The following is a 13,383-nucleotide window of genomic DNA, read 5'->3' as shown; positions in this document are numbered from 1 at the left end:
GGTTCGCGCCGGCGTGCCGGCCCCGGTCGCCACGGCGCTGCAGCGCGCGCACGTGCCGGCCAGCGCCGCCAGCTTCTATGTCGTGAAAATCGGTGCGCCGGCCGCGCGCGCAAGCTGGAACGCCCAGCAGCCGATGAACCCGGCATCGACCATGAAGCTGGTCACCACGTTTGCCGGCCTGCAGCTGCTGGGCCCGGACTACCGCTGGCAGACGTCGCTCTATGCCGACAGCCAGCCCGCCGGCGACGGCACGGTCAACGGCAATGTCTACCTGCGCGGACGCGGCGACCCGAAGCTGGTGCCCGAGGAAATGGCCAAGCTCGTCGCCACCGCGCGCGCGGCCGGCGCCACCACGATCAATGGCGACCTGGTGCTTGACCGCAGCTTTTTCGCGGACGGCCTGAACGGCAACGGTACCATCGACGGCGAGGTACAGCGCGCCTACAACGTCGGCCCCGACGCACTGCTGTACGCGTTCAAGACGCTGTCGTTCACGCTAACCCCCAATGATGCCAGCCAGTCCGTGGCGGTCTCGGTCACGCCGGCGCTCGCGCAACTGCGCCTGGACAACCGCCTGACGCTGACCAATGGACGCTGCGGCGACTGGCAATCGAGCGCCACCCCGACCGTGGCGCCGCAGGCCGACGGCACGGTGCTGGCGTCGTTCTCGGGCAACTATTCGAGCGATTGCGGCGAGCACGTGCTCAATATCGCCGCGCTCTCGCATGCCGAGTTCACGTGGGGCGGCTTCGTGGCCGAGTGGCAGGCCGCGGGCGGCCGCTTCACGCACGTGCCGGCGATGCGCAGCGGCTCCGTCCCGCGCGGCGCGGTGCTGCTGGCGCGCCACTACGGCCAGCCGCTCGGCGCGATCGTGCGCGACATCAACAAATATTCGAACAATGTGATGGCGCGCCAGCTGTTCCTGACCATCGGCGCGGAGATGGATCGCAGCGGACCGGCCAGCACCGCGCGCTCCACGCGCGTGGTGCAGCGCTGGCTGAGCCGCCAGGGCCTGGACATGCAGGGGCTGGTGCTCGACAACGGCTCGGGCCTGTCGCGCGAGGAACGCATCAGCGCCTACGACATGGCGCGGCTGCTGCAGCAAGCGGCCGCCAGCAACGTCGGGCCGACACTGGTCGATTCGCTGCCGATCCTGGGCGTGGACGGCACCTTGCGCAACCGGCTCACGCGCGCCAACGCCGCCGGCAATGCCTATCTGAAGACGGGTACGCTGCAGGACGTGCGTGCGCTGGCCGGCTATGTGGATGCGCTCAACGGCGAACGCTACGTGGTGGTGAGCTTTATCAACCACCCGAACGCCTCGCAGGCGCAGGAAGCCCACGATGCGCTGATGCAGTGGGTGTATCGCGGCGCACCCTGAAGCGCCGCCAGCGACGGGCCGCGCGGGCCGGCGTGGGGGCCGGCCAACGCCGGCCGGTAATTTGTTAAGTACCCGCTTACCAGCGCGCCGTCCAACCCTATAATGGTGCAATGCCGGCAGCCCCCGCTGCGCCGGCCCCGTCTGCGCCTAGGCCGCGCCTAGTCGTCGCATCCCCGACATTGCCCATGACTTCCCCACAACCCTCGGCCTGGTTGCGACTCTGGCATCGCATCGCACCGGCTGAACGGTCCGCTTTTTTCGAAGGCGTCCGCTTCTTCGCGCCGTCCCTGCCCGCCGTGTTCTCGTGGGGCCTGGTCACCGGGGTGGCGATGAGCAAATCCGTGATGACGGTGCCCGAGGCCATCGGCATGTCGCTGCTGGTCTATGCGGGCTCGGCCCAGCTCGCCGTACTGCCGCTGTTCGCGGCGGGGCTGCCGCTGTGGACGGTGTGGCTGACCGCGGCCATCGTCAACCTGCGCTTCGTGATCTTCAGCGCGGCGCTGCAGCCGCACTTCAGCTATATGCCGCTGTGGCGGCGCACGATCCTGGGCTCGTTCAACGGCGACCTGCATTTCGTCTATTTCATGCAGCGCTACAGCACGCCGGGCTATGAAGCGGGCAAGGAAGGCTATTTCTGGGGCATGGCGCTTTCCAACTTCGCGATGTGGCAGACGTCGTCGATCATCGGCATCGTACTGGCCAGCCTGTTCCCCGACAGCTGGGGTCTGGGACTGGCGGGCACCTTGGCCCTGATCCCGGTAATGATCGCCACGATCAATTCGCGTTCCACGCTGCTGGCTGTGGTGGCGTCGGCCATCCTGGCGCTGGTGTGCTTCGACTTGCCCTACCGGCTGAGCCTGGTGGTGGCCGTGATCGGCGCCATCGCGGCGGGCATGGCCAGCGACGAACTGGCCGCGCGCGCCACGCTGCGGCGTATCCACAGCCGCAAGGCGGCGAGCCAGGCCACCAGCCAGGCCGCCACCCAGGCCGTGCCCGCCTCGCGGGCAGGACAGGGAGACCAGGCATGAGCCACACCGAGATCTGGATTGCGCTCGCCGGCATGGCCGTGGTGACCATCGTCACGCGCGCGCTGTTTCTTATGGCGGGCGAACACGTGACGGTGCCGGACCGGCTCCAGCGCGCGCTGCGCTACGCGCCGGCAGCGGCGCTGGCGGCCATCATCCTGCCCGACCTGATGACCTGGCACGGGCATTTCACGCTGTCGCCGTCCAACTACAAGCTGGTGGCGGGCGCCGCCGCGGCGCTGTTCTATCTGCTCACGCGCCGCATGGTCGGCATGATCGCGGTGGGCATGGCGGTGTACACCGCGCTACGGCTGCTCGCCTGACGCAGCGTTCGCTGCCCCCAGCACCACGCCGAGACGCGTGAGCAGGTGCGCGAGTTGCGCCTGCGTGCCGGTGCCGGTCTTGGTGAAAATCGACTTGAGCTGGGTGCGGCTGGTCTCGCGCCGGATGCCGAGCTGCTCGCAGGCTTCGGGCAGGCCGATGCCGGTGGTCAGCAGCATGGCCAGCCGGATCTCGGCGGGCGTGAGGCCATACAGTTCGCGCAGCACGCCGCCAATGCCCATGGCCGGGGTCCCGGCCTCATGCACGGCGACCAGCACGGCCGGATGCTGCCAGTCGACCGCGAGATGATGCGCCGCCGGCAGCGGCAGCACCACGACCTGCGCTTCGCGGCCGCCCGGGCCGGTGGCACGCAGTGCCTGCGCCGGCTGGACAACAGCCGGATCGCAGGCGGCCCGCAGCACGTCCGGGAACGGCCGCGACAGGCGCCATTCGTCGGCCTTGGGATTGCCGGCTGCCCCGACGGCCCCTACCGCAGCCACAGGAAGCAGCCGGCGCGCCCACGCCTCGCCGGCGCGGTTCGCGAGCAGCACCTTGCCGTCCTCGGCAAAGATGATCACCGCGAACGGCAGCCGCTCGAGCAGCTCGGCCGACACATGCGCAAGCGTGGACACCTGGCGCGTGCGGTCGCGCAGCGCAATGGCGTGGCGCACGTGCGGAATGGCCCAGTCCAGTGCACGTGCATCCTCCGGTGAATAGCGCGCGCGCCCCTGCGGCCGCTGCAGCGACAGGAAGACTTCGTAGTGCGGCTGCCGTTCGATCAGGCAGGCCATCAGCGACGACATGCCGAACTGCCGGAAGAACTCGCCATAGAACGGCAGGCTGCGCATGGCCTGTTCGCCAAGCTCGCGCGAGTCGATGTACCAGTTGCCCACGGCCAGCTGCGACGCGAACGGGATTGCCGGATCCACGGCTTCGTAGTAATCGCGGTAGGCCGCCACTTCTTCGGGCACCGGGTTGACGACCTGGTTGACCAGCACGCGGTCGCGCACCGTATCGCGCACCACCAGCGCGGCATGCATGCTGCCGCTGGACTGGCAAAGCGCGGCGAGGCTGCGCTGCCAGGCATCGGCATCGAAGATGCCCTGGTAGAGCGCGCGAATCGTCTCGTGCATCTCGTCTTCGTTCATTGCCTTCCCTTCTTTTTCTTTTTTCAGGGCAATAGCCGGGCTGCGGCGCGCTTAGTCCCCTTCCAGCGCCGCCGCCAGCCGGGACAACAGGTGCGAAAGCTGCGCCTGGCTGCCGGTGCCGGTCTTGTGGAACACGGCCTTGAGCTGGGTACGGGCGGTTTCGTGGCGGATGCGCAGGTGCTCGCTGGCCTCGGGCAGGCCCTGCCCGCCGGCAAGCGCGGTGGCGACGCGGGTCTCGGCGGGCGTCAGGCCGTACAGTTCGCGCAGAACCGTGCCCAATATCGGCGGCGGCGTGCCGTCCTCGTGGACGACGACGAGCGCGGCAGGCTCCTGCCATTCGGTGGCGAATGCATGCGCGGGCGGCAGCGGCAGCACGATCACCTGCGCGCTGTTGCCGTGGCTGTCGGTGGCGCGCGCGGCCTGCGCCGCGGTGGCGCGCTGCGGATCGCACGCGGCGTGCAGCATGTCGCCGAACGAGCGCGACAGCGTCCATTCGGCCACCTTGCCGGCCGGGTCCAGGCGCCGCGCCCATTGCTCGCCGGCGCGGTTGCTCATCAGCACCTGGCGCCGCGGCGACATGACCAGCAACGCGAAGCTCAGGCGCTCTACGACCTGCGACGACAGGCTGGCCAGCGCCGACAGGCTCTGCGTGCGGTCGCGCAGGGCCATGGCGCCGCGCATGTGCGGGATCACCCAGGTCAGGCCGCGCGCATCGTCGGTCGAGAACACCGGCTGCGACATGGCCCGCTGCATCGAGAAATAGACTTCGTAGTGCGGCTGGCGCGCGACCAGGCAGGCCACGTAGGAACGCAGGTCGAAGCGGTTGAAGAAGTCGCGGTAGAACGGATGGCGCGACATGGCGCCTTCGCCGAGGTCGCGCGCGTCGATATACCACTCGCCCGGCTTCATGCGCGGCGCGAACTGCTTGGCCGGGTCGATCGACTGGAATTCGGATTCGTACTCGGTGAACAACTCCAGCACCGGGTTGACGATCTCGTTGACGGTGACCTGGTCGCGCACGGTGTCCCACACCATCATCGAGGCGTGGGCGGTTCCGGCTATCTCCGTCAGGGTGCGCAGGCTCTTCTGCCACGCACCAGGGTCAAGAATGCCCTCGTACAAGCCACGGATCGCTCCGTGCATGTCCGCTTCGTTCATCTGCAATCCCCTGCATTCACGACGAATTGTCCGCCCCGGCATGCTTGTGGCGCGCCCGGGCAGGCTTATTGTTATGGCCGCTGTACACCAGCTCTGATAGCTTACGTGTCTGTCATTGCAGACTTTGCATACATTACCCCACTCGGAGCGCAAGCAGGACATACCCCCTACCCCGCTTTCGTGGGGATCGGTGTGGGTCGCCGCGCATCCCCATCGCCAATTGTGACTAATCAGTCACTACTGTAGACGCACTGGGCCGCAAACCGGCTAGGCAATGACCACGATCAGGTAAAATGGTCGTTTCCCCGAAATTTCAGCGAAATCTCGCGCCATCACACCGTCATGACCTCCGTCCTGCGTCTATCCGACCTCATCTCCCAAGGCAAAATCTCTGGCAAGCGTGTGTTCATCCGCGCCGACCTGAATGTGCCGCAGGATGACGCCGGCAATATCACCGAGGACACCCGCATCCGCGCGTCGGTGCCGGCCATCGAGGCCTGCCTGGCCGCTGGCGCCGCCGTGATGGTCACGTCGCACCTGGGCCGCCCGACCGAGGGCGAGTTCAAGCCCGCCGATTCGCTGGCGCCGATTGCCACGCGCCTGTCCGAACTGCTGGGCAAGCCCGTGAAGCTGGTGCAGAACTGGGTCGATGGCGTCGAGGTCGCTCCCGGCCAGGTCGTGCTGCTGGAAAACTGCCGCGTGAACAAGGGCGAGAAGAAGAACAGCGACGAGCTGGCGCAGAAGATGGCCAAGCTGTGTGACGTCTATGTGAACGACGCATTCGGCACCGCTCACCGCGCCGAAGCCACGACCCATGGCATCGCCAAGTACGCCCCGATCGCGTGTGCCGGCCCGCTGCTGGCCGCCGAGATCGACGCGCTGGGCAAGGCGCTGGGCCAGCCGGCGCGTCCGCTGGTCGCGATCGTGGCCGGCTCCAAGGTCTCGACCAAGCTGACCATCCTGAAGTCGCTGGCCGACAAGGTGGACAACCTGATTGTGGGTGGCGGCATCGCCAACACGTTCATGCTGGCCGCCGGCCTGAAGATCGGCAAGTCGCTGGCCGAAGCCGACCTGGTCGGTGACGCCAAGACCATCATCGACATCATGGCCAAGCGCGGTGCCTCGGTACCCATTCCGGTCGACGTCGTGTGCGCCAAGGAATTCAGCGCCACTGCGGCCGCGACGGTCAAGGACGTCAAGGACGTGGCCGACGACGACATGATCCTCGACATCGGCCCGAAGACCGCCGCGCAACTGGCCGACCAGCTCAAGGCTGCCGGCACCATCGTCTGGAACGGCCCGGTGGGTGTGTTCGAATTCGACCAGTTCGGCAACGGCACCAAGGTGCTGGCCGAGGCCATCGCCGATTCCAAGGCGTTCTCGATCGCCGGCGGCGGCGACACGCTGGCCGCCATCGCCAAGTACGGCATTGCCGACCGCGTGGGCTATATCTCGACCGGCGGCGGCGCGTTCCTGGAATTCCTGGAAGGCAAGAAGCTGCCCGCATTCGAAGTGCTGGAGCAACGCGCAGCAGCCTGAGGCCAGCCTGGCCCGCGTCCGGACAAGGATCCCCCGCCATGACCCGCTCGACCAAGATCGTCGCCACCATCGGCCCCGCTTCCAGCTCGCTGGAAGTGCTGACGCGCATGATTGCCGCCGGGGTCGACGTGGTGCGGCTGAATTTCTCGCACGGCACCGCGCAGGACCATATCGACCGCGCCACGCTGGTGCGGGAAGCCGCCCAGGCCTGCGGGCGCGAGGTGGCCATCATGGCCGACCTGCAGGGCCCGAAGATCCGCGTGGGCAAGTTCGAGAACGGCAAGGTCACGCTCAGGCCGGGCGACCCGTTCGTGCTCGACTCGTCGTGCCAGCTCGGCAACCAGGAACGCGTTGGCCTGGACTACCAGGACCTGCCGCGCGACGTGGGCCCGGGCGACCTGCTGCTGCTCAATGACGGCCTGATCGTGCTGGTGGTGGACCGCGTGCTCGGCACCGAGATCTTCACCACCGTGCGCATCGGCGGCGACCTGTCCAACAACAAGGGCATCAACCGCCAGGGCGGCGGGTTGTCGGCGCCTGCGCTGACGGCCAAGGACATGGAGGACATCAAGACCGCCATGGCCCTGGGCGCGGACTATGTCGCGGTGAGCTTCCCGAAGAACGCCACCGACATGGAAATGGCGCGCCAGCTGGCCGCCGTGGCCGGACAGCCGTATGGCCGCAAGGCGCGCATGATCGCCAAGATCGAACGCGCCGAGGCCATCAACCCGGGCGTGCTCGAGGAAATCCTGCAGGCGTCGGACGGCATCATGGTGGCGCGCGGCGACCTGGCCGTGGAAGTCGGCAATGCCGCCGTGCCGGCGCTGCAGAAGCGCATGATCCGGCTCGCGCGCGAAGCCAACAAGCTGACCATCACCGCCACGCAGATGATGGAAAGCATGATCGTGAACCCGGTGCCGACGCGCGCCGAGGTGTCCGACGTGGCCAACGCCGTGCTCGACGGCACCGACGCCGTGATGCTGTCGGCCGAAACCGCCGCCGGGCGCTACCCGATCGAGACGGTCGAGGCCATGGCCGCGGTCTGCGTCGAAGCCGAGAAGTCCGAAGTCGTGCAGCTCGACACGGACTTCCTCAATCAGACCTTTTCGCGCATCGACCAGTCAGTGGCGATGGGTGCGCTGTTCACCGCCTATCATTTGCAGGTGAAGGCGATTGCCGCGCTGACCGATTCGGGCGCGACCGCGTTGTGGATGAGCCGTCACCGCATCCACGTGCCGATCTACGCGATGACGCCCAACGTGGCGTCGCAGCGCAAGATGCAGCTGTACCGCAACGTGGTGCCGCTGCCGCTGGAAGCCAGCACCGACCGCGACACCGCGCTGGAGCAGGCCGAAGAGCTGCTGCTCGCGCAGGGCGTGGTGCAGCGCGGCGATTTCATCGTGCTGACCATCGGCGAGCCCATGGGGCAGCCCGGCGGCACCAACACCCTCAAGATCGTCAGGGTGGGAAGTTGAAGCCATTTGTACGGCGGCGGGCAGAAGCACTACGGCAAGCGGTGCAGAATGCCCTGTCCCCGGAGCGCGACGGAACGCGCCAGCAGAACAAGATTCAGAGACACACCATTTACCTTCAGGAGTTTTGACATGCCACTCGTATCGATGCGCCAGCTGCTCGACCACGCTGCCGAAAACGGCTATGGTCTGCCGGCATTCAACGTGAACAACCTCGAGCAAGTCCAGGCCATCATGCAGGCGGCCGACGAGGTCAATGCCCCGGTGATCATGCAGGCCTCCGCAGGCGCCCGCAAATACGCCGGCGAACACTTCCTGCGCCACCTGATCGAAGCCGCGGTGGAAGCCTACCCGCACATCCCCGTGGTGATGCACCAGGATCACGGCCAGTCGCCCGCGATCTGCCAGGCTGCGATCGACCTGGGCTTCTCGTCGGTCATGATGGACGGCTCGCTGCGCGAAGACGGCAAGACCCCGGCCGACTACGAGTACAACGTCGACGTGACCCGCAAGGTCGTGCAGCTGTCGCACGCGATCGGCGTGACCGTCGAAGGCGAACTGGGCTGCCTGGGCTCGCTGGAAACCGGTGAAGCCGGCGAAGAAGACGGCATCGGCGCCGAAGGCAAGCTGGATCACTCCATGCTGCTGACCGATCCCGAGCAGGCCGCCGACTTTGTCAAGGCCACCCAGCTCGACGCCCTGGCAATCGCCATCGGCACCTCGCACGGCGCGTACAAGTTCACGCGCAAGCCGACGGGTGACATCCTGGCGATCAACCGCATCAAGGAAATCCACGCACGCATCCCCAACACCCACCTGGTGATGCACGGCTCATCGTCGGTGCCGCAGGAACTGCTGGAAGAGATCCGCAAGTTCGGCGGCGACATGAAGGAAACCTACGGCGTGCCGGTCGAGGAAATCCAGGAAGCCATCAAGTACGGCGTGCGCAAGATCAACATCGACACCGACATCCGCCTGGCCATGACCGGCGCGATCCGCCGCTTCTTCGCCGAGAACCCGAGCAAGTTCGACCCGCGCGAGTACCTGAAGCCGGCCCGCGAAGCCGCCAAGCAGGTTTGCAAGGCCCGCTACATCGCCTTCGGCTGCGAAGGCCAGGCCGGCAAGATCAAGCCGGTGACGCTCGTCGATATCGCCAGCCAGTACAAGTCGGGCAAGCTTGCCCAGGTTGTGCAGTAAGCAGTGACTGATCCCGCCACGGCGGGACCGACGCTGACGCCTGGGGCTTCGCTACCGTACGAAGCCCCAGATTGTTTTCTCCCCTCTCCCGCTTGCGGGAGAGGGGTCGGGGGAGAGGGCAGGCGGTAGCCCGTGCCACGGCGCCCGTTGATGCGCTCCCCCTCTCCCCCAGCCCCTCTCCCGCGAGCGGGAGAGGGGAGCAAACCGGACGGCGATTCGCCAACTACACCATGTCCAACGCTCTCTACCAGTCCTCCATCTCTTCCCTGCCGCTGCTTGGCCACGGCAAGGTGCGCGACAACTACGCCGTCGGCGAAGACAAGCTGCTCATCGTCACCACCGACCGCCTGTCGGCCTTCGACGTCATCATGGGCGAGCCGATTCCCGACAAGGGCCGCGTGCTGAACCAGATGGCGAATTTCTGGTTCCGCAAGCTCGCGCATATCGTGCCGAACCACGAGACCGGCGTTGCCGCCGAGACCGTGGTCGCGCCCGCCGAGGTGGAACAGGTCAAGGGCCGCGCCGTGGTGGTCAAGCGCCTGAAGCCGATCCTGGTCGAAGCCGTGGTGCGCGGCTACCTGGCCGGCAGCGGCTGGAAGGACTACCAGGCAACGGGCAAGGTCTGCGGCATCGAACTGCCGGCCGGCCTGCAGAACGCGCAGAAGCTGCCCGAGCCGATCTTCACCCCGGCCGCCAAGGCCGAGATGGGCGAACACGACGAGAACATCTCGTTCGGCGAAGTGGAAGAGCGCATCGGCATCGCGCTGGCCCGCCAGATGCGCGAGATCTCGATCCGCCTGTACAAGGAAGCGGCTGAATTTGCTGCCACGCGCGGCATCATCATCGCCGACACCAAGTTCGAGTTCGGCCTGGACGAGAACGGCACGCTGACGCTGATGGACGAAGTGCTGACTGCCGATTCGTCGCGCTTCTGGCCGGCCGATTCGTACCAGGTCGGCACCAACCCGCCGTCGTTCGACAAGCAGTTCGTGCGCGACTGGCTCGAAGCCGTGCGCATCGACGGCAAGCCGTGGCCGAAGACCGCGCCGGCGCCGAAGCTGCCGGATGACGTGATCGAAAAGACTGCCGCCAAGTACCGTGAAGCGCTGACGCGCTTGACGGGTGAAGAGCTGCAATAAACTTGCCCCGCCGGTCTCCGGCAAACCAACGGTGTTCTCCCTCTCCCCTCAGTGGGAGAGGGCCGGGGAGAGGGGTGGTTTAGCAAGGCACCACGTTTCGAGGCGCGCCTGCCCTCTCCCCCGGCCCCTCTCCCGCAAGCGGGCGAGGGGAGCAAACAGGAAGGATATTGAAGTGAGCAATACGCAAAAGCCGGTCGTCGGCGTCGTAATGGGCAGCAGTTCCGATTGGGACGTGATGCAGCACGCCGTGGCCATGCTGAAGGACTTCGGCGTGCCGTTCGAGGCGCAGGTCGTCTCGGCGCACCGCATGGCCGACGACATGTTCCGCTATGCCGAAACGGCACGCAGCCGCGGCATCCGCGCGATCATCGCCGGTGCCGGCGGTGCCGCGCACCTGCCGGGCATGATCGCCGCCAAGACCATCGTGCCGGTGTTCGGCGTGCCGGTGCCGTCCAAGTACCTGCGCGGCGAAGACTCGCTGCTGTCGATCGTGCAGATGCCCAAGGGCGTGCCCGTGGCGACGTTCGCGATCGGCGAAGCCGGCGCGGCCAATGCGGCGCTGCATGCGATCGCCACGCTGGCCACCACCGACGACGCGCTGGCCAACGCGCTGGAAGCGTTCCGCGCCAAGCAGACCGAAGCCGCGCGCGCGATGACGCTGCCGCTGTAATCCATCGCGCAGTAACCCCCGGAAACCACGGAACCGAGCAATGCCGACCGATATCCATCCCTACCTCTCCGAAGCCCACACGCCGGAGTCGCGCGCCGAATTTGGCGTCGACAACCCCAGCGCGCCTATCCTGCCCGGCGCGTGGCTCGGCATGCTCGGTGGCGGTCAGCTTGGCCGCATGTTCACGCATGCGGCGCAGGCGATGGGCTATCGCGTCTGCGTGCTCGACCCGGACCAGGACAGCCCTGCGGGCTGCGTGGCCGACAAGCATATCTGCGCGCCTTACACCGATGAGGCCGCGCTCGCCGAGATGGCAAAGCTGTGCCAGGCCGTCAGCACGGAATTCGAAAACGTGCCGTCGCTGTCGCTGGACCGGCTCGAACAGCTCGGCGCCTTCGTCGCGCCGCGCGGCTACTGCGTGTCGATCGCGCAGAACCGCATCGGCGAGAAGAAGTTCTTTGCCTCGTGCGCCGAGCGTACCGGCGTGCCAACCGCGCCGCACTGGGTCATCCAGCACGATGCGGACGTGGACCAATTGCCCGACACGGTGCTGCCCGGCATCCTCAAGACCGCGCGCATGGGCTACGACGGCAAGGGCCAGGCCCGCGTGAAGACGCGCGAAGACGTGCGCGCCGCATGGAAGGCCATGCAGCACGTGCCGTGCGTGCTCGAACAGATGCTGCCGCTGGCCTACGAGGTCTCGGTGCTGGCCGCACGCGCCGCCGATGGCAGCACCGCCACGTGGCCGCTGGCCGAAAATGTGCACCGCGACGGCATCCTGTTCTCTACGACGATGCCGTCGACCAGCGTATCGGCCGAGATCGCCGACCGCGCCCGTGCCGCCGCCGCCACCATCGCCACCGAGATGGGCTATGTCGGCGTGCTGTGCATCGAATTCTTCGTGCTCACCGATGGCTCGCTCATCGCCAACGAAATGGCGCCGCGCCCGCACAACTCCGGCCATATCACCATGGACGCGTGCGAGACCAGCCAGTTCGAGCAGCAAGTGCGTGCCATGGCCCGCCTGCCGCTGGGCAGCACACGCCAGCACTCGGCCGGCAAGATGCTGAACCTGCTCGGCGACGTGTGGTTCGAGTTCGGCCTGGAGCGCACGCCGGCATGGGATGAAGTGCTGGCCCAGCCCGGCGCCAAGCTGCACCTGTATGGCAAGAGCGACGCGCGCCCATCGCGCAAGATGGGCCACGTGAACTGCATTGGCGAAAACGCCGAGGCCGCCGAGCAGGCATTCCAGGTGGCCGAGCAAGCGCTGCACATCCCGGCCTGAACCACCCGCAACACTGCCACGCCAGCTTCAAGGAACACGATGTCGCGCATGCCCACGGCCGCCGAACTGGACGAAGCCGTCCGCCTGCTGGAGGCCGGCCAGCTGGTCGCCTTTCCCACTGAAACCGTCTACGGGCTCGGCGCCGACGCCGAAAGCCCGGAAGCGGTGGCGCGCATCTTCGCGCTCAAGGGCCGGCCGTCGAACCATCCGGTCATCGTGCATGTGGTGGATGGCGCCGACATCGGCTACTGGGTCGACGAGGTCCCCGAAGCCGCAACCAAGCTGATCGAAGCGTTCTGGCCGGGCCCGCTTACGCTGATCCTCAAGCGTGCTTCGCACATCGACGCGGCAGTGGCCGGCGGCCAGGACAGCATCGGGCTACGTTGCCCGTCGCACCCTGTCGCACAGGCTCTGTTGTCGCGCTTCAAGCGCGGCCGCGGCGGCATTGCCGCGCCGTCGGCGAACAAGTTCGGCCAGGTCAGCCCGACCACCGCGCAGCATGTGCGCGACGAATTCGGCGATGCGGTCTATGTGCTCGAAGGCGATGGCGTGGAAGTGGGCATCGAATCGACGATCGTCGATCTTTCAAGGCTCGACCAGGGCATTGGTCCGGTCTTGCTGCGTCCGGGTGCGATCACGCCGGCGATGATGGCGAAGGTGCTCGGCGAAGCGCCGTTGCCGCCCGACGCCGCGGCGCCCCGCGCATCGGGCACGCTGAAGGCTCACTACGCTCCGCATACGCCGCTGGTGCTGGCCGACGCGGGTGAGCTGGCGGCACAACTACCCTCCCTTGCTGCCGATGCCCGCGTCGCGTGGGTTGGACGTGCGCCGATCGAAGATCCGCGTTGCACATGGGTGCAGGCGCCTGCGGATGCTACGGCCTATGCGCGGGAACTCTATCGACTGCTGCGCAAGCTGGACAAGCAGGGCTTCACGCGGCTGGTGTTCGAGCCGCTGCCCGAAGGGCATGAATGGGCCGGAGTCCGGGACCGGCTGCAGCGTGCCGCTGCAGCATTCGGCGGATAGTCCAAAAATCTTCTGCCTCTGA

12 protein-coding genes are annotated in these 13,383 nt (G+C 67.1%); 10 read left to right on the top strand and 2 right to left on the bottom strand.

The genetic code is table 11. The annotated features are described in order from the left end of the window. The 3 genes from dacB to KHO41_RS14945 all read left to right on the top strand — a co-directional run. Positions 1-1,381 (top strand): D-alanyl-D-alanine carboxypeptidase/D-alanyl-D-alanine endopeptidase (dacB, locus tag KHO41_RS14955; RefSeq protein ID WP_211954054.1); only part of this gene is annotated, 1,381 nt, incomplete at its 5' end. A gap of 185 nt (positions 1,382-1,566) precedes the next feature. Beyond that, positions 1,567-2,409: an AzlC family ABC transporter permease gene (locus KHO41_RS14950; protein WP_211954053.1), complete on the top strand. Its 843-nt coding sequence runs from the start codon at positions 1,567-1,569 to the stop codon at positions 2,407-2,409. Further along, positions 2,406-2,729, top strand: coding sequence for an AzlD domain-containing protein (locus KHO41_RS14945; protein ID WP_211954052.1), 324 nt, complete (start codon positions 2,406-2,408; stop codon positions 2,727-2,729). The genes KHO41_RS14950 and KHO41_RS14945 overlap by 4 nt, the downstream gene beginning before the upstream one ends. On the opposite strand, the gene KHO41_RS14940 is transcribed toward KHO41_RS14945, so the two are convergent. Next, positions 2,712-3,875, bottom strand: coding sequence for a helix-turn-helix transcriptional regulator (locus KHO41_RS14940; RefSeq protein WP_211954051.1), 1,164 nt, complete (start codon positions 3,873-3,875; stop codon positions 2,712-2,714). The two genes, KHO41_RS14945 and KHO41_RS14940, sit on opposite strands and share 18 nt — an antisense overlap. 51 nt (positions 3,876-3,926) lie before the next feature. After that, positions 3,927-5,033 carry a helix-turn-helix transcriptional regulator gene (locus KHO41_RS14935; RefSeq protein WP_211954050.1) on the bottom strand — a complete coding sequence of 369 codons (1,107 nt, stop codon included), beginning with the start codon at positions 5,031-5,033 and terminating at the stop codon, positions 3,927-3,929. A gap of 342 nt (positions 5,034-5,375) precedes the next feature. On the opposite strand from KHO41_RS14935, the gene KHO41_RS14930 reads away from it, so the two are divergent. The 7 genes from KHO41_RS14930 to KHO41_RS14900 all read left to right on the top strand — a co-directional run bounded on the left by KHO41_RS14930 (position 5,376) and on the right by KHO41_RS14900 (position 13,361). Then, positions 5,376-6,572 carry a phosphoglycerate kinase gene (locus KHO41_RS14930; protein ID WP_211954049.1) on the top strand — a complete coding sequence of 399 codons (1,197 nt, stop codon included), beginning with the start codon at positions 5,376-5,378 and terminating at the stop codon, positions 6,570-6,572. 38 nt (positions 6,573-6,610) lie between these two features. Further along, the gene (gene pyk / locus KHO41_RS14925; RefSeq protein ID WP_211954048.1) at positions 6,611-8,047 is read left to right on the top strand and encodes a pyruvate kinase; all 1,437 of its coding nucleotides are present in this window, start codon (positions 6,611-6,613) and stop codon (positions 8,045-8,047) included. 129 nt (positions 8,048-8,176) lie between these two features. Beyond that, a complete protein-coding gene (fba, locus tag KHO41_RS14920) occupies positions 8,177-9,241 on the top strand; it encodes a class II fructose-bisphosphate aldolase (protein ID WP_211954047.1) in 1,065 nt (354 codons plus the stop codon). 230 nt (positions 9,242-9,471) lie between these two features. Beyond that, positions 9,472-10,380: a phosphoribosylaminoimidazolesuccinocarboxamide synthase gene (locus KHO41_RS14915; protein ID WP_211954046.1), complete on the top strand. Its 909-nt coding sequence runs from the start codon at positions 9,472-9,474 to the stop codon at positions 10,378-10,380. Positions 10,381-10,552: 172 nt separating this feature from the next. Next, complete coding sequence (purE, locus tag KHO41_RS14910) at positions 10,553-11,050, top strand: 5-(carboxyamino)imidazole ribonucleotide mutase (RefSeq protein WP_211954045.1); 498 nt, start codon at positions 10,553-10,555, stop codon at positions 11,048-11,050. A gap of 40 nt (positions 11,051-11,090) precedes the next feature. Further along, positions 11,091-12,335, top strand: a complete 1,245-nt coding sequence (locus tag KHO41_RS14905) for a 5-(carboxyamino)imidazole ribonucleotide synthase (protein WP_211954044.1) — start codon at positions 11,091-11,093, stop codon at positions 12,333-12,335. A 39-nt stretch (positions 12,336-12,374) separates the two neighbouring features. Beyond that, complete coding sequence (locus KHO41_RS14900) at positions 12,375-13,361, top strand: L-threonylcarbamoyladenylate synthase (protein ID WP_211954043.1); 987 nt, start codon at positions 12,375-12,377, stop codon at positions 13,359-13,361. The last annotated feature ends 22 nt before the right edge of the window (positions 13,362-13,383 follow it).

It is taken from the genome of Cupriavidus numazuensis (assembly GCF_905397435.1).
GTDB lineage: Bacteria > Pseudomonadota > Gammaproteobacteria > Burkholderiales > Burkholderiaceae > Cupriavidus > Cupriavidus numazuensis.
The sequence above is the reverse complement of the archived record's forward strand: the minus strand, read 5'-3'. Positions and strand labels throughout refer to the sequence as shown.